Source organism: Dongia sp. (assembly GCF_041905885.1).
Classification (GTDB): domain Bacteria; phylum Pseudomonadota; class Alphaproteobacteria; order Dongiales; family Dongiaceae; genus Dongia.
This window is the reverse complement of the sequence record NZ_JAYRKD010000014.1, coordinates 65,390-82,274: the sequence shown is the minus strand read 5'-3', so window position 1 is coordinate 82,274 and position 16,885 is coordinate 65,390. Positions and strand designations below refer to the sequence as shown.

Below are 16,885 nucleotides of genomic sequence, written 5' to 3'. Positions count from 1 at the left end.
TCCAAGGGTGGGCAAGGTATAACGAAACCATGACCGGAGACCAGATTTCAGCGGATGAGGCAGGCCTGCGCCGGCGGCTGCTGTTCCAGAGCAAGCACCGCGGGGTGAAGGAACTCGACCTGATCCTGGGGCGGTTTGCCGAGGCCCATCTCAGCCAATTCCACATGGCGGCGCTGCAGCAATTCGCCGTGTTGCTGGGGGAGCCGGACCCCGATATATACGACTGGCTCGTCGGGCGCGTGCCCCTGCCGGCCCGGCTGCAAAACCCTGTCACTGGACTTCTCCTCGACTTCACCAACCGTGAAAAAACTGCCCTTTGAATTGCCGGATTCCGGCCGCCTCAACGCCACTCCTTTGAAGGTGGGGGGCGTTCCGGAAGGCCGCGACGCCCAGCTGATCGCCGCCTTGGCCGAGGCGCATCCCGGCGGCGTGCTGCATGTCGCCGTCGACGATGTGCGGCTGCAGCGCCTGGCCGACGCCCTGGAATTCTTCGCCCCCAAGCAGCGCGTGGTGGCGTTTCCGGCCTGGGATTGCCTGCCCTATGACCGGGTTTCACCCCACCGCGACATCCTGGCCCGCCGGGTCGATGCGCTGACCGACCTCGCGCATCTGCCGGAAGACTCCCGCAAACCGATCGTGGTGACGACGGTCGCGGCGATCCTGCAGCGGGTGCCGGCGCCGGGCACCTTCGCCGCGGCGGCGCAGGAATTGCGGCGCGGCCAGACCTTGAGCCAGCAGCAGCTGATCGAATACCTGCTGGGCAACGGCTATCTCCGCTCCGGCACGGTCGGCGAGCCGGGCGAGTTCGCGGTCCGCGGCGGCATCGTCGACCTCTATCCGCCGGGAGCGCCCAGCCCGCTGCGGGTGGACTTCTTCGGCGACGAGATCGAGGAGCTCCGGCTGTTCGATGCGCTTTCCCAGCGCAGCCAGGAGAAGCTCGAGCGCTTCGTGCTGAAGCCGGTCAACGAGGTGACGCTCAACCCGGCGGCGATCGAGCGCTTCCGCACCAACTACCGCAACACCTTCGGCAATGTCAGCGACGACCCGCTCTACGAGGCGATCAGCGCCGGCCGGCAATATCCCGGCATGGAGCACTGGCTGCCGCTGTTCCTCGCCGAGCTGGTGCCGCTGACCGCCTATCTGCCGGATGCCGTGCTCACCCTCGACCACCAGTTCGAGGAGGCCAAGACCGCGCGGCTGGAGATGATCGCCGACTTCTACCAGGCCCGCACCGATCTGCAGCGCGCGGAGAAGGAGAGCGGGGCGGCGCCCTATCGGCCGCTGGAACCGGCGCGGCTCTACCTCGCGGAAAACGGCTGGCACCAGATGCAGAAGGGCCGGCCGGTGCTGGGCTTCAACCATCATCGCCATCCGGAAAGCGCCGGTTGGGTCGATGCCGGCGGCCGGGCGGGCCTCAGCTTCGCCGAGGCGCGGACCAATCCGGACATCAATCTCTACGACGCGGTGGCGCAGAAGCTGCGGCCGGAGCTCGCCGGCGGGCGGCGCGTGCTGCTGACCGCCAGCAGCAACGGCGCCATCGAGCGACTCTCCGGGCTGCTCAAGGATCACGGCCTGCCCAGCCCGCAGCCGGTCGAGCATGCGGATGATCTGGCCAAGCTCGAACCCAGTGTCGTCGCCCGCGCGGTGCTGAACCAGCCGACCGGCTTCTCGACCGATGACCTGCTGGTCGTGACCGAGCAGGACATCCTCGGCGACCGCATGACGCGGGCCATCAGCCGAAAGAAGAAGAGCGAGACCTTCCTGGCCGAGCTCTCCAACTTCCATGCCGGCGACTACGTCGTGCACAACGACCATGGCGTCGGGCGCTACGAGGGGCTGGAGACCCTGGATGTCGGCGGCGCGCCGCATGACTGCCTGCGCCTGATCTACGAAGGCAACGACAAGCTGTTCGTGCCGGTCGAGAATATCGAAGTCATCTCCCGCTACGGCGGCGAGGATGCGATCGTCGCGCTCGACAAGCTGGGCTCGGCCGCCTGGCAGAACCGCAAGGCGCGGGTCAAGCAGCGGATCAAGGACATCGCGCAGCAGCTGATGAAGATCGCCGCCCAGCGCGCGATCCGCGAGACCGAGCCGATGCAGCGGCCGGAAGGACTCTACGATGAGTTCTGTGCCCGCTTCCCCTATGCCGAGACCGAGGACCAGCTGAAAGCGATCGACGAGGTCTTGATGGATCTCGCCTCGGGCAAGCCGATGGACCGGCTGGTCTGCGGCGACGTCGGCTTCGGCAAGACCGAGGTCGCCTTGCGCGCCGCCTTCACCGTGGCGATGGGCGGGCGTCAGGTCGCGATCGTGACGCCGACCACATTGCTCTGCCGCCAGCATTTCCGGAACTTCACCGAGCGCTTCAAGGGCTTCCCGGTCCAGGTCCGGCAGCTCTCCCGCCTGGTCAGCACCAAGGACGCGAACGAGACCAAGGCGGCGCTGAAAGAGGGCAAGGTCGATATCGTGATCGGTACCCATGCGGTGCTGGCGAAATCGATCGAGTTCTCGGATCTCGGCCTGGTGATCGTCGACGAGGAGCAGCATTTCGGCGTGACGCAGAAAGAGCGTCTCAAGGAAATGCGCGGCGACATCCATGTGCTGACCCTGACCGCGACCCCGATCCCGCGCACGCTCCAACTCGCCTTGACCGGCATCCGCGAGATGAGCCTGATCACCACGGCGCCGGTCGACCGGCTGGCGATCCGCACCTTCGTGCTGCCCTACGATCCGGTGATCGTGCGCGAGGCGATCCTGCGCGAGCAGTTCCGCGGCGGCCAGGTCTTCTATGTCTGCCCGCGGGTCGAGGACCTGGACGCCCTGGCCGAGCGGATCCGCAAGCTGGTGCCGGAGATCAAGCTGGTCATCGCCCACGGCAGAATGTCGCCGACCCAGCTCGAGACGGCGATGACCGCTTTCTACGATCGGCAATACGACATGCTGCTCTCGACCAACATCATCGAGAGCGGCCTCGACATTCCGAACGCCAACACCATGATCATGCACCGCGCCGACATGTTCGGCCTGGCGCAGCTCTACCAGCTTCGGGGCCGGATCGGCCGCGCCAAGCTGCGCGGCTACTGCTATCTCACCACGCCGCCGGGCAAGGCGCTGACCGCCGATGCCGACCGGCGCTTGGAAGTGATGCAGACGCTCGACCAGCTGGGCGCGGGTTTCAGCCTGGCCAGCCACGATCTCGACATCCGCGGCGCCGGCAACCTGCTGGGCGACGAGCAGTCGGGACACGTGCGCGAGGTCGGCGTCGAGCTCTATCAGCAACTGCTGGAAGAGGCGGTGCGCGAGGCCCGCGGCGATCGCCAGGCGGCACAGCGCGACTGGCAGCCGCAGATCAACATCGGCACCTCGGTGCTGATCCCGGAGAATTACGTCACCGATCTCTCGGTGCGGCTGGGACTCTATCGCCGCATCGCGGTGCTGGAGAGCGACGAGGAGGCGGAAGCCTTCGCGGCCGAGCTCATCGATCGCTTCGGCCCCTTGCCGGTCGAGGTCGAGAACCTGCTCGGCATCGTGGCGATCAAGCGGCTCTGCCGGCGCGCGGGCGTCGAGAAGGTGGAAGCGGGACCGAAGGGCGCCGTGCTGCAGTTCCGGCAGAACCGCTTCGCGCAGCCTGAGAAGCTGGTCGGCTTCATCACCAAGCACGCGCGGTTGTTCAGCATCCGCCCGGACCAGCGCCTGGTCTGCAAGCAGGACTGGCCGGAACCCAAGGCCCGGGTCAACGGTGTCGAGAAGCTGGTGAAGAACCTGGCGGCGCTGGCGGCTTAGACCCGGACCAGCGCGTCGTCTTCGCGCGCCAGGTCGAACATGTGGTAGAGCGCCTCCGGCTCCTGGGCGCCCGACAAGCCGAAGCGGCCGTTGAAGACGAAGTAGGGGACGCCGTTGATGCCCTGACGCCTGGCGAGGAAATCCTCCGCCAAGGTGGTGCCGATCGGGCTGTCTTCAGCGAGGGCGGCTTCGATCTCGGGCTTGGGCAGGCCGGCGGCGAGGCCGATCTCGAGCAGGGTCTCGGCCGAGCCGGTGTCGCGGCCTTCGGTGAAATAGGCGGCGAACAACCGGTCGAGCAGGGCGCTCTGGATGCCGTGCTGGCCGCCCAGCGCCAGCAGGCGGTGCGAGCGCATTGTGTTGGGCGTGCGGCTGATGCGCTCGAAGCGAAAGCGGATGCCTTCCTCGGCGCCGACCCTGGTCACCGTGTCATAGAGCCGGCTGGCGCGCTCGGCGCTGCCGAATTTCGCGGCGAGGTATTGCTGGCGGTCCATCCCGCCGTTCGGCATGCCGGGGTTGAGCTGGAAGGCCCGCCAGCGCACCGAGAGCCCGGGCATCGGCCGCGCCTTCAGGGCGCGTTCCAGCCGGCGCTTGCCGATGTAGCACCAGGGGCAGATCGTGTCGGAGAAGATTTCCAGATGCATGCCGTGGGTTCCTGGTCGGGATTCTGCGCCGGGCCCCCAATGCTCCGCAAGGCGGAAATCGGGGCTCGGCAAGATGGAAATCGGCCTATTGGGTCGAGACCGGCGGCAGGGTATCGATCTCGACGATGTTCAAGTGTTCGTAATCCTCCACGGCGATACAGCGGTCGATCACCCTGCCGTCGCTCGAGAGCGGGCAGATGACAAACTCGATCCAGCGCTGCAGGTCGCCGGCGACGGTCCAATGCGAGAGGCCGAGGCCGGGCCGGCGCGCCTCGACCACGGTGCGATAGAACTGCGCCCAGTCGGCCCCTTCGGTGTCCTGGAACTGCAGCGAATCCGCATAGCAGTTGGTGAAGTCGAACTTGGCGAAGCGCACGATCTCGGTCCCGACCAGGCGATAGAAGACGCGGAACGGGTCGTATTCGATCGCGGTCAGCATGACATGCGGCAGGAGTTTCTTGATGGCACCCGGATCGATCTCGTCGCGGCTGGGAAAAGGCCGCGCGCCGCGCAGCCCATTCCAGTATGCCATGAAGGCGGCGCAACGGCCGGAACGCATCGGCGGCAGGCCGGACGCAGGGTCGAAGGTCTCGAAGCTGTCGGACATGCACTTCTCCCCGCTGCCGAATCAGCGTCTCCCCCGCGCCGACGGTAACACAACGAGACGGCGGCGGCCTATCGGGATGTGCTGGTCAAAAGCGGGCGCGGGTTGATGAAGCGGCGCAGGACATTGCCGGTTATGCGGGCGACATTGTTGTCATAGCCGTTATGGGAGAGCGACGCGGCCCAGGTGATCGAACCGGTTGAGAAGACGGCGCCGTCGGCGCCGGTCTCGAAATAGACCATCTCGGCCCGCACTTTGGGGTGCTCGATCGCATCCGCGCCGGGAAAGCCCGCCAGCATCTCCTCCGGCGTCAGCAGGAACACATTCGAATGCCCGACCGAGCGCGCCAGCACCAGAGCATGTTCCGGCGAGCCGAGCTCGGGGTCGGCGGCATCCAGCTCGTATCCGGCGGCGCCGCCGAGCACGCCGAAGTCGCCGATCTTCTCGTCGCGGCCGACGCCTTCGAAGATGAAGGCGGCGCGGGGATCGAAGCTCTGCTCGGTGCGCACGAAGTGCGAGTTCTCGTCGAAGCCTTCGGCGACGAAGCCGACGCCGACCAGCGCTTGCGGCGCGCGGCCGTTGGAGCGCCAGAGCCCGCCGAAGGCGCCGTCGAAGCTGTGGAAGCGCTCTCCGGGCGGGAGCTCGAAGCAGCGCGTGCCGGCCTCGCCGCGCCGCACTTCGATGACGCCGGGCAGATCGGTATGGGTGGCCACCCGCCAGTAGAAGCCGTTGCCGCCGAGATACATCAGGCGGCCGCGCTTCTGCAGATAATCCTCGAAGGCGTCCAGCATCCGCGCGGTGTGATATTCCGGGTGGCTGCCGGCGATGACGCAGGCGTAGTCGCGGAGCAGCGCCTCGCCCTCCGCGTGAAGCGCATCATCGGTGATGATGTCGAATTTCTGGCCGATCGCGGTCAGCCAATCGACGACATGAAGATCGGCGTTGAAGTTCCAGAGCGCGCGTTTCGGACGCGTGTTGAGGATCGGCCGGTGCCAGGAGGAATAGACCCCGCCGCTGCCGTCGCGATGCCGGTCATAGAGCGAGATGCCGAAGTCGCGGCGCTCCTTCAGGAACTGCTCGGTCGGCCCGAGTTCCAGCAGCGCGCCGTAGCAGACCTCGGACAGCGCGTCCTCGTAGCCGTGATGGCTATTGGCATAGGCCAGGAAAGTGAAGGTGGAAGCGAGGAAGGCAACCGGGGCCTTCACGCCCGACTTCGCAGGAAGGACGAAAAAGGGGAGGTAGTCCTCGCCACCATCGGCACAGCTCACGCGCGCGGCATAGACACCGCTCTTTAGATCGGCCGGGATGGTCCAGCTGAAGTCGGTCTCCCACTGCATGTCGTGGAGATCGTCACAGTGGAAATGGATGGCACCGTAGAGATCGGGACGGTCCGACCACCGCAAAGCCTGGCTCTTCCAGTTGTGGCCGGTGACGGCGCGGGTTGGGAGATTGACCAGCCGTCCGTGACGGCCGTGGCCGGAAGCATCGACGATGTCTTGGTTGCCAATGCTCTGAGAGAAATCCCATCGCGCATAGCAACCAGCAAACAGGGAGTCGATCGTGCCAACCGATTGAGGGTCGTTGATCCAGGGACGGATCAGCGGGCTTTCGATCTTCCCGTCGTAATGCCGGGTGGTGAAGAGTCGCTCTCCTTGCACCGAAGCAAGTTCTGCTGCAATCGTGACCGGCAATCCGCGAGTTTGCGGGATCGCGAATGGAAAAGGGGCCGCCTTGGACGAAACAGCCTCTTCGTTTGGCAACGGTTTGAGCAGGCGATGAGAAATCGTCACGCTGGATCCGGCCACGGCGACGATGATGAGCGACCAGCGTTTCTCAGGAACCGCGCGATCCAAGATGATCGAAAATTCATGTGGCTCGTTTGAAAGCTCGAAAACCGGACGTGCCGCAGAATCAAGCAGCAAGGACCAGCCGGGACGACCCGTCACATCGATCGCGCGACAAGCCAGCAGTGTTTGATCGTCTTTCTTCGTCAGCCAGGTCGGCTGAATGAGTACGGCGAGGGTGAACCCGCCGTAATGATCATGCGTGACGAACCCGCGTTCGACATAGCCGAAGGAGCCGATGTTGATGCGCTGCTGCCGCCCCGGATAGCGGCCGTTGACCGAGGCCGTGACCGACTCCGCCTTGAAGCCGGGTCCATGCGGGCTGTCGTCGCCGCAGATCAGACGCACGATCTCCGCGTCATATTCCAACGCGCCGCCTTCGCAGCTGACCTTGAAGGCGACGCTCTCTCCAGGACGGACCGAGGGGCGGTCGGTGTAGCCGACGATCTTCAGCATGCGGTCAATCCAGCGGCAGGTCCTGGCCGGTCAGGCGTTTCCAGCGCAGCTTGAAGACCACCCATTCGGCCTCGCGCACCGACTTGAAGACATGGCCGGTCGGCGTGATCGGGTCGGCCGGGGTCGCGCCGAATGTCCCCAAGCGCCAGGGACCGAAGCGTCCGTCGCGCAGCAGCACGTAATGGCCCTCGAAAGGCTCGGTGCGCATGCGATTGAGGACGCGCTGCAGCTCGGCGCTGTGGCGGCCGTAGGGCTGCTTGCGAAACTCCTCGGCCAGATCCAGCCGGGTCGGATCGATTTCGTACATTTGGACGCTCCCCGGGACCGAGGCTAGCAAAGAACCGTCCAAACAAAAACCCCGCCGGAATGCGGCGGGGTTCTCGCGATGCCGCGTTGCCGCGGCTCTAGTTCGAAGGCTGGATGATGATGTCGTTCTCGACGCCTTCGACGCCCTTCACGCCGCGGGCGACGCTTTCGGCCTGCGCCTTGTGCGCGGCGGAGTCCACGAAGCCGCTCAATTGCACGATGCGGTTCGAGGTCTCGACGCTGATCTGGTTGGCCGGCGTCAAGCCGACATCCGAGGCGAGCTGTGTCTTCACCCGCGTGGTGATGCTCGCGTCATCCATATACTCTTCGCCGCTCTGCTTGCCTTCGACGACGGAGCAAGCCGACAGGGCGCCGGCGACCAGCGCCGCGCTGGCGATCCGCCAGAAATTGGTCCGATTGCGCAACACGATTCCCTCCTCAGAAGATCCGATTTTCTCGGCACTGCTGGAAGAACAGCGGAACGGGGGCTTGGTTCCGAGACCTCGGGCGTGCGTGCGACGCCTTGTCACCGCCCGCCGGTATGGCGCGCGGGCAGCGGGTGGTTTAAGCGACCCGTGAAGAGAGAAACGGCTCTGCTATCGAGGCGCGACATGGCCCACGAGAACGACGCATATGTATACGACGAAGCGACCGGCGAATGGCGCCCGGCCGCGGAAATGGGAGCCGCCGCCAAGAGCGAGCAAGCCGTGGTGCGCGATGCGGCCGGGAACGCCCTTGCCGATGGCGATTCCGTCACGCTCATCAAGGATCTGAAGGTGAAGGGCGCCAACCAGACCCTGAAGCAGGGCACGGTCATCAAGTCGATCCGTCTCACCGACAATGTCGAGGAGATCGACTGCCGCCACGAGACGATCAAAGGGCTCGTGTTGCGCACCGAGTTCGTCCGCAAGCGGAAATAGGCCGGGAGGACCCGGCGCCAGTCTCCCTACGCCAAGGCTTCGGGAGACACCCTGCGCCCTTCGGTCTCCAGGTGGCTGCGCCACCCGAAGCCCGCAGGGCGCAGGGTGGCGGATGGGGTGTCCGCCGAAAGGCCGCTATTTACGCTAGTTTTGAGTGGTTCTACGGTCCATACCCATCATAAAACCCATCAACCAATGGAAAGGTTGGAACCGGAGACCGGCGAACGCCGTTCCCAACCCGGTGGAAGGGTGCGGCGCCGCAGGCCGTTGATATCGGCCGCGCGCGTGCGCATTATGCACACATTGAGGGAATCGTAATGACTGATCAGGACAATGATCAGCGGGACCCCAGGGAAGGGGCTGGAGATCGGACCATGGCGGACGCCAAGCTGAAGGCGAAGATCGTTCGGGTTGATAGGGAGCAGGGCGATGCCGGCCTGTTCTACGCCACCAGCCCGGACCTGAAAGGCCTCCTGGTTGCTGAAGCGACCCTGGAAGCGCTCGACCGGGCAATCCCGGCCGCGATCGCCGACCTGTACCAAGCCTGCGACCAGGACGTGATCGTTACGCCGGTCGCCGACGGCGATCAGACGCGGTCGTGGGTTGCCGTTCCCGCAGCGGTAGCGCGCCGGGAGCTGGAAGCGATCGGCCACCGCAAGACCGCTTAGCTGTCGGGAATACCTAGAATTCGGCGCAGACGGTCGAGTGTCTCGCGCGTCTGGTCCTCCGTCCACTCATCCTTGGGGATGGGGACGTGAATGCAATCACCGTTTCGATCGCGAAAGACCGTCGCGACCTTGGTCGGCGTCAGGCCGTATGACTTGACCACCGCGTAGTAGCCATCTCTTTGCATGTGCCAATCCTTCGGCGTCCATACCTCATGCGTTCCCTCCCTCGTCGTGTTTCTTGATCGCATCGTGCGGGCCGCTTTGACCGGCTAGGCCGGCGTCTCCCACCCGCCGCACAACACCCTTACGAATCCCCACTATTCACGGATCCGCAATCGCATTTTCGTCGGGCGACGAGAATTTCTCAGTTGCGCCGACTTGTCGTAGTTGTTCTCGATTTTTCGAGTTGTTCAAGCCGCGCCGAGTCGCGGTGCCGGAACTGGATGGCGGCCCGCGCGTCGCGCGGTTTACGCTCGGCGATATGCGCGACCCCTATCCAGCACCCCTCGACGCCACCGTCGCCGAGCTCGACCCCGACGACCTCGAGATCCGCTGCCCCGGCTGCGGCCGCACGCTCTTCTGTCTCGGCTATGCGATGCAGCAGCGCCACCCGGCCGGGACGCGGCTCAGAGACTTGGCCCGGCGGCACGTCTGCCAAGGGTGCAGCCGGCCAGGCCGACAGGTGCGGTGCGAGGCACTGATCCGGCCGCACCATCGTTCCGGCGCCGAAGGAAGCAACCAGACGGACAGCGGTCTAATCGAATTCTAGGCGTTACCGACGTCTTCCGGCGCCCATTCTCGAGCAGCGACATCGCCGCCCGCCTGATCGCCAGCCACAGCGGCCTTGAGCGCGCACTCGATCGGCCCCGCTCACCGCGGCCGTCGTGACGTACTCGAGCAGTGCCGCGCGGCGCGCTGTATGTCCAGGATGTGCCGCTCGATCGCGTCCCAGTTCTCGTTCTGCTTCAGCATCGGGTGCACCGTCATCGCCCGGCCCTCCGCTCCAGCAGGATGGCGATCGGGGTCAGCGGCCGCGGGCTATGGGCGTCGCCGCCGGGAATGTCGCACCCGCCGCCGTCGCCATCATCTTCGCTATCGGCTGTGTCGAGCTCGCGGTCGGCGTTGTCTTCGGCGGGGTCGTCGTCTTCGATATCCGAGCTGCCGTCGAGCTGGTCGAGATATGCGATGGCAGCTTCGATCGCGCGCTCGAGCTCGGCGCGCTTGGTCCAAGGTTCCCGCCTGGTCGGCAGGGGTGTCGCTACGAAGTTCATCGGGGTTGGCTCTCTGGATTGACCGGCGTTTCTAGGGGGCCGGGTGCCAGCGTGCAGCGCTGGCGCCGGGAAGCTAGAAACATCGCCAGAGACGATGCGCGAACGGCCTTTCCCCGAAGGGTGTTGTATAGCCGCCGCCTTCCCGGCATAATTTGCCGGTCGCGCTGGCGGCTGCCAGCACGGTCGCTCTCTCGTTGGCCTGATTGATCCCGGCAAGGATCGCCCCGCCAACGCTCTGGTGCTCACAGCCCGGCAAGGCTGTTCGCGGGAGTTTCTAGGCTCCGCTTCCCATATTAACCGAAACACACCGCCGCAGCAATGCGGCGGGGTTCGGCGCGGCTGGACGTGGACTGGCACAGCGTGCAAGCCTCAGCCGATGCCACAGCGACTACTGCCGCCCCGCCTCATGCCGAAGCCCGATCGACCCGCACTGAAAGACGACATCCTCTATGGCGCCGAGGAGATCCGCGCCTACCTGCGTCTCCGCGACGCCCGCCAGGTGTTCCGGCTGCGCCAGAAGGGCCATGCGCCGATCTTCAACACGCCGGGTGTTGGACTGACCGCTCGCAAGTCGGGACTAGACGAGTACTTCGCCAAGCTGGAAGCCGAGGACCTCGCGCGCCGCGGTTAAGGACCGGCGGCTCGGTCACCTGTGCCGCGTTCAAGCCGGTTTGACCTGTCAAAGGTCCGCGCAACTCTTCTCAAAAATGGCCTGTGCAGCGGCGTCCGCCACCTCGCCGGGCGAACCCTTGCAGAGCCGGCGCACCGTCGCCCGTGCTTTATCTGACTCCAGAGGCGAAACCTGAATTACGATTTGCGATATTGCCGAGGAATGCTGAAGGGCATATGCGCGCTCGCTTGAATGCAGCACTTCGCCACGAACTCCATGCGCTTACCGCCGCGATCACGGCCGCGACGATCGAAATGAGAGTGGATTTATTCATGAACGTCTCTCCCTCGTTCGCTGCGCGCCCGGTTGCGGCGCCTCCACTATGCCGGATCCTTGATAAACTTCCGATCTTTCCTGCTGGTGTGGAGCGTGATGCCGTGGGCGATCAGAACCTCAGCCACCGCGGCGCCTATTTCGAGGGCTGAATTGAAGGGAACTGCCTCACCGGATTTTATGCCGTGAGAGGAGTTTGCTGCGATGCGCGCGATGCCGCTGCTCCAAGCATGTTTCGGCTGCACCTTCCCCTTTTCGGCAATGTCGTCTGTCCAGAACCGTAACCGGACCTCGATCATCTTTTGACCGTGAGCCGCTTCACGCGTCTCGATCTGCTCTCCTGCCTTTGCCATCTGCTTCCCCCTTGTGCTTTTCACTGCACCCTGCTGATCGCGAGATGAAACTCGCCAGCCGGGACCGAGGCGTCCGCGCCCCATGCTCTGAACCGTCCCTCAGCTTCGACCGGCACCGGTTGCCCCTTGGCGTCTTCCGGGTTCAGCAGAACGCGGACCGTGAACCCATCGGGTACTCAACAGTCTCAGCAGCCCTGAAGGAGTTTACCGAAGATGGTCGTCACCGCGCGGGGCCTCTGGCCTGCGGCGGCCTGGGACCGCGCCCTAGCCCTGCGCGCCGACCCCCCTATCCCGTGTCGCGTCCGGGCTGCTACTCTGCCGGGCATGGAGACTTGGCATTGGATTGTCGGCGGGGCTGCCGTGATCGTCCTGATCGCTGTGCTTCCGTCCCTCGTGCGCGATATCATTCGTCGGGAACGCTCGATGACCGAGGAAGAGCGCGATCAGGAATGGTGGGATAGCCAAATCTAAGCACGTTGGCTTCGTCTCCCGTCATCGCTTGATGCTCGAGTGCGGGATGGCGGCGGCGGCCACGATCTGCTGGTAGCCTGCGAGAGTTTCATGGATGCCGTCCCCCGTGTAGGTGCCGCTGCCCCAAAGTGATCCGTTGTGCCCGTCGGCGACAGCATCTCCGACCTCGAAATAACCGTCCACATTGGCAATGCCGCGAGATCTGATCCAGTCGGCGCGCGAGACGCGAACGCTTTCCGAGGCGTTGGGCGTCGTGTTGCTCGCGTCCGTGCGAGGCTCCGGGGTGGTCAGGAAGATCCTCAGTTTTGGGTTCGCGGACTTGAGTGCAGCGATCACCGTGGCAAAGTCGGACTGCATGTCGGACAGCGTCCGGCCGGCGATCTCGTCGTTGGTGCCGTGTTCCAAGATCGCGTGCGAGAAATACGGCATCAGCGCGGCGCGCCGGCTATAGCTTCCGGCAAAGGCCTGGATGGTCGAGGCCGTCACCCCGGCGTTGCAGTACGCAAAGTGGGGGCCGATCGAGCGGGCGATGCTTCCCCTGTCTGGACTATCGACGTTTACGCCGGTATCGCCTACGCCATAGACACGGCTGGTGCCCAGCATGATCACTGACGGAAGCCGGGTCGGGCCGAGAATCAGCTGCGGATAGAAGAAATTGGATGCCCCGGCGTTGTGCGACCCTGGCGATCCCGCATTGAGCGTGTCGTCACTGAGTCCGCTCGCAGCTGCGACGACCTGATCCACCGCGGTGATTGGAGACGACACGCCGCCTTGAATCACGGTGCTGCCGTCCGTGGTCACGAGCAGGCGGCTATTGGCCGCGACCGTGCGCCAGGTCTTGACCGCGAATGGCTCGCCCTTGGGAATTGGTGTCGAGAGTTTGAGCGGATCCGAGATCAGGAGGTTCGCGGCATTGTAAGCTGTCGCACCGTCAACGGTGCCGCCGGCCCAGGTGATCTGCTGCGGCGTGCTGCCGAGCGGGTACTCGATCGAGGCGGTAAAATTGACGTATGCCGCGCCTGTGGATTCGGGCCCTCCCGAGCCCGCCCGTAGGGACGTTCCACCGGCCGAAGCCGAGCTGGATCTCCACAATTTGCTCGCGTGCGATGTGGATGCTGCGTGAGTTGGCCTGGCGCTGCGTGGTCAGCGTGAAGTTGCTGATGCGCGAACGTGTTGCTACCTGGCCGAGGTAGGCCTGCGGACTTCCCCTCGACAGCAACGCACGCCTTGCTCCCATTAGTGCCATAGCTACGCAGCCTCCTGTTCCATTGCCACACGCGGCGCCGTCGCGATCATGATGCCGGCGCGCGTCACCTCGACGTGATGCAGTTGCCCGCCGATCGCGACGCCTGGCCCGAGCTTGCCGGCGAGGAAGGCGCGGCGCTGCTGCTCGAACAGCGCGCGGTGCAGCTCTTCGATCTGCCAGCCTCTTGCGGCCGCGCTCCAGAGCTGCGCAATCCTGCCGTGCCCGGGGTCTTCCAGGTCGGGTGCGAGGCCGATCGTCTCGCCGACCGCGATGTCCTGGCATGTGCCGTCGGTGCTGCTCACAAACCCGAAGCCGGTACCGCGCGCCGGATCAAAGCCCGCATGCACGATCGCAGCCTCTTCGCCTGGTGCCTGCTGATCACGGATCTCGGCGAACCGTCGAGCGCCATCGCGCCGCAGCTGCTCGAGGCTGGTCACCGCCGGGTTCATCAGTTCCAAGCCCCAGAAGAGCGCGAGGCGCAGTGGGCCGGTTGTGGCGATGGCGAGGCCGAAGCGGGGGACGGGGATGATCTTGAGGCCGTGCCCCACGATGTTGACCGCGTTCGGGTCGGTCGCATGGCCATAGGCGCCGCCAGTGTCCGCCGGGTCGCGGGTGACGCCTCCAGCTTGTTCGGCGTGGCGCTGGTACTCGGCCGATGCCTGGACTATCCACGAATCCTGCGAAAGCACCGCGCCGGTCGCGCTGATCGTGGCGGCAAGCATGGTCATGCTATCGATCCTCCGATGTAAAGTTTCCCCGGCCGCCCGATCACCCCGGTGATGACGCCGCCGACAAGCGAGCCGCCGAACCCGCTGAGGCCCAGCAGTCCGGGGCCGGCGAGATAAGGCCCCGCCCACGCCGCGGCCGCCATGACGGCGATAGAGAGCACCAGGCCAAAAATGCTCTTTCCGCCGCCGCGTTTCTTTTTGCCGGGCTCGAGCGAGAGCGTGAGGCCCATCCCGGCCTTCGGCCGCACGACGTGCCATGTGTCGCTATGGATTTCGGCCATGGCGCCGCTGACCGGATCGGATATCCAGACGCGACCGATGCGATAGGCGAGCTTCATATCGATGTCGGACTGCTCCATCATTTCCATGATGGTGAGGCCCTGCTCGAAGGTGCGCTCGATGCGAGCGTTGCTGAACGGGCGGGATTGTGCGACGAGCCGGTTGCTCATGAGCTCTTCCCCGGCCGTCGCTTCATGCCGAAGTTCGCGCCAAGCGACTTATCGAATCCGCCCCGGCCGGCAGTGCGTTCCCAGCTGTCTTTGATCATGATGTCGATCTGCTTCTGCCCGTTCGGGCCGGTAGATTCGCGCGTCTCGGCCGAGCCACCAGGAGGCGTCACGACGTTGATGATGACCGGCTGCGCATCACCACCCGCCGGAGCCAGGTTCGCCATCTGCTCGGCGGTAAACACGCCCTCGCCGCGCTTCAGGATTGCCGGCACTTCGCCGGGGCCGATGAACCCGCCGCCGTGCAGGCGGGGCGCGCCGGCGAAGGCAGACGCCGGCATCCGGCGCGTAAAGGTCGGCCGCCCGCCTGCGATGCCGCCACCGTGGAAGCCGAGCCAGGAGAAGAAATCGGAGAACCAGCCGCCCCCGCCACCGGAGCTCTGCATCTTGCCCGACGAGACACCATACTTGCCGGGGCCGAAAAGGCGGCTCCAGTCGATATCCTTGAGGATGCCTGTCAGTCCTTCAACGATCGGGTCGGTGACCGTAAGCCTGAGAATGACCCTCTCGATGTCCTGCAACAAACCCTTGAGAGTGTCGCCCAGGGCTGCCGCCGCGTTATCCGCCGTGTTCATGGCTATAGCAGCGTCTTCGAAGGCGCTGCCGAACGTCCCGCCGAGCTGCGCCATCGCGGACTCATAGCGTCGAGCGCTCTCGGTTGCGTCCTTGACCGCCCGGGTTGAGGTCTGCGCGGCGGCACCGACTTTGCGCTGCGCCTCGGACTGGTCGAACAGCGCGCCCGTGGTCGCCTTGATGCGCTCGACTGTTGCGGGATCGACCAGCGGACTATCCCGCAGTCCGGCGTCATAGTCCCGCTGCGCGGCGGCGCTGGCCCGAATCAGCGCCTCGGAGATCGCCCGCTGGCGGTCGGTCTCCTTCGACAGTTCGAGTTCTCGCGCCATATTGGCGAGCAGCTCGTCGAGCGCGCTGGTCTGCTCTCTGACGGCGGCGGTCTTGGCTTTCGTACCGTCGCCGCCGGCCGGGTTGGTAGCGCCGCCGCCACCACTGGCTCCCAAGGCGTCCATCGCATCGCGGCGGCGGCGGATGATCGCCATGATTTGGGCGATCTCGGCGTTGACGTCGGCGAGCTGCTGATCGGGCGTGCCGATTCGCGTCGTGTCATTCGAGCTCTTGGTGAGCCACTCCCAGAGCGAGTCCGCACCCCAACTGCCGCTAACCTTGGGCTTCAAGCCGGGGGTTGCGCCGGACTGGATCAATTCGTCCCGCTTCTTCTGCAGCGCCTCCAGTTTCTCGGTCAGCCGGTCGAGGCCGATCGCGTCGATGCTCTTGAAATTGTCGAGCGTTCCCCGGATGCCCTTGCTGATATCAAGTATCCCGTTCGCCACCGCGGTTAGAGCGGGTGCCAGCTCGACCAGCGCGGCATTGAACTGGGTTCCCAAGACTTGCGACAGCGTCGCCAGCTTGTCGGCCGCTTCGTCGGCGCGGGCGATCGTTTCCTGATCAAACACCAGGCCCATCTCGCGCGCCTGCTTCGTCATCGCGTCCAGCGCCGCCGTGCCGCCTTCTATCAGCGGCATCATGCGCTGTGCGGCCCGGCCCATTGCTTCCTTGGCCAGAGCGGCGCGGGTCGCCGGGTCCTCGATGCGCGAAAGAGCCTCAACCAAGTCGCGGAAGACCTCGTCCGTCGACCGGACCTTGCCAGCGGTGTCCAGGATCTTGATCCCGAGCCGATCGAAGAGCTCGATCTGGGCCTTGCCGCCCTCTGCCGCCTGACCGATCGTCGCTGTAAGCTTTGCGAGCGACCCCTGCGCTTCTTCCGCGGAGAGACCGAACTGCGACCCGGCATAAGTCATGGTCTGCAGGAGGCCTGTGGTCACGCCAATTTGTGAGGCAAGCTCCCCGAGGCCGCCGACCGTTTCCAGAGCCTGCTTGGCCATGGCGACGAGCCCGCCGCCGGCGCCGACCCCAATTAGCGCGGCGGCCGCACCTTTCAGCGAGAACAGGCCGGCGCCGAAGCTGTTGATCGACCGCCCGAGACTGGCGAACGATTTGTCGATTGTCGCGAGCCCGCGGTTGATCGCAGCGCCTGTCGAATTCACATCGCGCTGCGCCTTCGCCAGCCCAGAGCTGAATTGCGCCGTGTCGGCGATCAAGGAAACGAACAATGAGCCGAGTTTTGCCATC

At 65.3% G+C, this 16,885-nt stretch carries 19 protein-coding genes; 7 read left to right on the top strand and 12 right to left on the bottom strand.

Translation table 11 applies throughout. From position 1 onward, the window contains the following. Positions 1 to 29 precede the first annotated feature (29 nt). Positions 30 to 320, top strand: coding sequence for a succinate dehydrogenase assembly factor 2 (locus tag ACH2CY_RS15600; RefSeq protein ID WP_395020224.1), 291 nt, complete (start codon positions 30 to 32; stop codon positions 318 to 320). After that, the gene (gene mfd / locus ACH2CY_RS15595) at positions 301 to 3,783 is read left to right on the top strand and encodes a transcription-repair coupling factor (RefSeq protein WP_395020223.1); all 3,483 of its coding nucleotides are present in this window, start codon (positions 301 to 303) and stop codon (positions 3,781 to 3,783) included. The genes ACH2CY_RS15600 and mfd overlap by 20 nt, the downstream gene beginning before the upstream one ends. Here the strand turns inward: mfd and ACH2CY_RS15590 are convergent. The 5 genes from ACH2CY_RS15590 to ACH2CY_RS15570 form a co-directional block, all read right to left on the bottom strand. Beyond that, positions 3,780 to 4,424: a DsbA family oxidoreductase gene (locus tag ACH2CY_RS15590; protein ID WP_395020222.1), complete on the bottom strand. Its 645-nt coding sequence runs from the start codon at positions 4,422 to 4,424 to the stop codon at positions 3,780 to 3,782. The two genes, mfd and ACH2CY_RS15590, sit on opposite strands and share 4 nt — an antisense overlap. Before the next feature lie 85 nt (positions 4,425 to 4,509). Continuing rightward, complete coding sequence (locus ACH2CY_RS15585) at positions 4,510 to 5,031, bottom strand: PAS domain-containing protein (protein ID WP_395020221.1); 522 nt, start codon at positions 5,029 to 5,031, stop codon at positions 4,510 to 4,512. A gap of 68 nt (positions 5,032 to 5,099) precedes the next feature. Next, positions 5,100 to 7,328 (bottom strand): N,N-dimethylformamidase beta subunit family domain-containing protein, encoded by a 2,229-nt coding sequence (locus tag ACH2CY_RS15580; protein ID WP_395020220.1) that lies wholly within the window; start codon positions 7,326 to 7,328, stop codon positions 5,100 to 5,102. A 4-nt stretch (positions 7,329 to 7,332) separates the two neighbouring features. Then, entirely contained in the window at positions 7,333 to 7,635 is a 303-nt protein-coding gene (locus ACH2CY_RS15575; protein WP_395020219.1) for a hypothetical protein, read from the bottom strand. A gap of 97 nt (positions 7,636 to 7,732) precedes the next feature. After that, entirely contained in the window at positions 7,733 to 8,062 is a 330-nt protein-coding gene (locus ACH2CY_RS15570) for a BON domain-containing protein (RefSeq protein ID WP_395020218.1), read from the bottom strand. A 183-nt stretch (positions 8,063 to 8,245) separates the two neighbouring features. Here ACH2CY_RS15570 and ACH2CY_RS15565 point away from each other — a divergent pair, with 183 nt between their 5' ends. Together ACH2CY_RS15565 and ACH2CY_RS15560 are read left to right on the top strand one after the other, a co-directional pair. Continuing rightward, entirely contained in the window at positions 8,246 to 8,554 is a 309-nt protein-coding gene (locus ACH2CY_RS15565) for a zinc ribbon domain-containing protein YjdM (RefSeq protein WP_395020217.1), read from the top strand. Between the two features lie 374 nt (positions 8,555 to 8,928). After that, on the top strand, positions 8,929 to 9,222 hold the full coding sequence (locus ACH2CY_RS15560) for a DUF1902 domain-containing protein (RefSeq protein ID WP_395020216.1): 294 nt from the start codon (positions 8,929 to 8,931) through the stop codon (positions 9,220 to 9,222). Here the strand turns inward: ACH2CY_RS15560 and ACH2CY_RS15555 are convergent. Then, positions 9,219 to 9,407: a hypothetical protein gene (locus ACH2CY_RS15555; RefSeq protein WP_395020214.1), complete on the bottom strand. Its 189-nt coding sequence runs from the start codon at positions 9,405 to 9,407 to the stop codon at positions 9,219 to 9,221. The two genes, ACH2CY_RS15560 and ACH2CY_RS15555, sit on opposite strands and share 4 nt — an antisense overlap. Positions 9,408 to 9,628: 221 nt before the next feature. Between ACH2CY_RS15555 and ACH2CY_RS15550 the strand changes: the two genes are divergently transcribed. Continuing rightward, on the top strand, positions 9,629 to 9,991 hold the full coding sequence (locus ACH2CY_RS15550) for a hypothetical protein (RefSeq protein ID WP_395020213.1): 363 nt from the start codon (positions 9,629 to 9,631) through the stop codon (positions 9,989 to 9,991). Between the two features lie 214 nt (positions 9,992 to 10,205). On the opposite strand, the gene ACH2CY_RS15545 is transcribed toward ACH2CY_RS15550, so the two are convergent. Further along, on the bottom strand, positions 10,206 to 10,493 hold the full coding sequence (locus tag ACH2CY_RS15545) for a hypothetical protein (protein WP_395020211.1): 288 nt from the start codon (positions 10,491 to 10,493) through the stop codon (positions 10,206 to 10,208). A gap of 406 nt (positions 10,494 to 10,899) precedes the next feature. On the opposite strand from ACH2CY_RS15545, the gene ACH2CY_RS15540 reads away from it, so the two are divergent. Then, positions 10,900 to 11,124 carry a hypothetical protein gene (locus tag ACH2CY_RS15540; RefSeq protein WP_395020210.1) on the top strand — a complete coding sequence of 75 codons (225 nt, stop codon included), beginning with the start codon at positions 10,900 to 10,902 and terminating at the stop codon, positions 11,122 to 11,124. A gap of 359 nt (positions 11,125 to 11,483) precedes the next feature. Here ACH2CY_RS15540 and ACH2CY_RS15535 read toward each other — a convergent pair whose 3' ends face one another. After that, a complete protein-coding gene (locus ACH2CY_RS15535; RefSeq protein ID WP_395020208.1) occupies positions 11,484 to 11,789 on the bottom strand; it encodes a hypothetical protein in 306 nt (101 codons plus the stop codon). 213 nt (positions 11,790 to 12,002) lie between these two features. Here ACH2CY_RS15535 and ACH2CY_RS15530 point away from each other — a divergent pair, with 213 nt between their 5' ends. Beyond that, positions 12,003 to 12,260, top strand: coding sequence for a hypothetical protein (locus ACH2CY_RS15530; RefSeq protein ID WP_395020206.1), 258 nt, complete (start codon positions 12,003 to 12,005; stop codon positions 12,258 to 12,260). A gap of 21 nt (positions 12,261 to 12,281) precedes the next feature. Here ACH2CY_RS15530 and ACH2CY_RS15525 read toward each other — a convergent pair whose 3' ends face one another. The 4 genes from ACH2CY_RS15525 to ACH2CY_RS15510 form a co-directional block, all read right to left on the bottom strand. Then, on the bottom strand, positions 12,282 to 13,352 hold the full coding sequence (locus ACH2CY_RS15525) for an SGNH/GDSL hydrolase family protein (RefSeq protein WP_395020205.1): 1,071 nt from the start codon (positions 13,350 to 13,352) through the stop codon (positions 12,282 to 12,284). 156 nt (positions 13,353 to 13,508) lie between these two features. Further along, positions 13,509 to 14,234, bottom strand: coding sequence for a hypothetical protein (locus ACH2CY_RS15520; RefSeq protein WP_395020204.1), 726 nt, complete (start codon positions 14,232 to 14,234; stop codon positions 13,509 to 13,511). After that, positions 14,231 to 14,683 carry a hypothetical protein gene (locus tag ACH2CY_RS15515; protein WP_395020202.1) on the bottom strand — a complete coding sequence of 151 codons (453 nt, stop codon included), beginning with the start codon at positions 14,681 to 14,683 and terminating at the stop codon, positions 14,231 to 14,233. The genes ACH2CY_RS15520 and ACH2CY_RS15515 overlap by 4 nt, the downstream gene beginning before the upstream one ends. Then, on the bottom strand, positions 14,680 to 16,884 hold the full coding sequence (locus tag ACH2CY_RS15510; RefSeq protein ID WP_395020201.1) for a phage tail tape measure protein: 2,205 nt from the start codon (positions 16,882 to 16,884) through the stop codon (positions 14,680 to 14,682). The genes ACH2CY_RS15515 and ACH2CY_RS15510 overlap by 4 nt, the downstream gene beginning before the upstream one ends. Between the last annotated feature and the right edge of the window lies 1 nt (position 16,885).

What these genes read in the sequence shown, in the direction of transcription:
- ACH2CY_RS15575 (WP_395020219.1), bottom strand. Translation starts at nt 7,635, where the DNA reads ATGTACGAAATCGATCCGACCCGGCTGGATCTGGCCGAGGAGTTTCGC.
- ACH2CY_RS15555 (WP_395020214.1), bottom strand. Translation starts at nt 9,407, where the DNA reads ATGCAAAGAGATGGCTACTACGCGGTGGTCAAGTCATACGGCCTGACG.
- ACH2CY_RS15565 (WP_395020217.1), top strand. Translation starts at nt 8,246, where the DNA reads ATGGCCCACGAGAACGACGCATATGTATACGACGAAGCGACCGGCGAA.
- ACH2CY_RS15515 (WP_395020202.1), bottom strand. Translation starts at nt 14,683, where the DNA reads ATGAGCAACCGGCTCGTCGCACAATCCCGCCCGTTCAGCAACGCTCGC.
- ACH2CY_RS15540 (WP_395020210.1), top strand. Translation starts at nt 10,900, where the DNA reads ATGCCGAAGCCCGATCGACCCGCACTGAAAGACGACATCCTCTATGGC.
- ACH2CY_RS15585 (WP_395020221.1), bottom strand. Translation starts at nt 5,031, where the DNA reads ATGTCCGACAGCTTCGAGACCTTCGACCCTGCGTCCGGCCTGCCGCCG.
- ACH2CY_RS15520 (WP_395020204.1), bottom strand. Translation starts at nt 14,234, where the DNA reads ATGACCATGCTTGCCGCCACGATCAGCGCGACCGGCGCGGTGCTTTCG.
- ACH2CY_RS15560 (WP_395020216.1), top strand. Translation starts at nt 8,929, where the DNA reads ATGGCGGACGCCAAGCTGAAGGCGAAGATCGTTCGGGTTGATAGGGAG.
- ACH2CY_RS15510 (WP_395020201.1), bottom strand. Translation starts at nt 16,884, where the DNA reads ATGGCAAAACTCGGCTCATTGTTCGTTTCCTTGATCGCCGACACGGCG.
- ACH2CY_RS15580 (WP_395020220.1), bottom strand. Translation starts at nt 7,328, where the DNA reads ATGCTGAAGATCGTCGGCTACACCGACCGCCCCTCGGTCCGTCCTGGA.
- ACH2CY_RS15535 (WP_395020208.1), bottom strand. Translation starts at nt 11,789, where the DNA reads ATGGCAAAGGCAGGAGAGCAGATCGAGACGCGTGAAGCGGCTCACGGT.
- ACH2CY_RS15590 (WP_395020222.1), bottom strand. Translation starts at nt 4,424, where the DNA reads ATGCATCTGGAAATCTTCTCCGACACGATCTGCCCCTGGTGCTACATC.
- ACH2CY_RS15530 (WP_395020206.1), top strand. Translation starts at nt 12,003, where the DNA reads ATGGTCGTCACCGCGCGGGGCCTCTGGCCTGCGGCGGCCTGGGACCGC.
- ACH2CY_RS15545 (WP_395020211.1), bottom strand. Translation starts at nt 10,493, where the DNA reads ATGAACTTCGTAGCGACACCCCTGCCGACCAGGCGGGAACCTTGGACC.
- ACH2CY_RS15600 (WP_395020224.1), top strand. Translation starts at nt 30, where the DNA reads ATGACCGGAGACCAGATTTCAGCGGATGAGGCAGGCCTGCGCCGGCGG.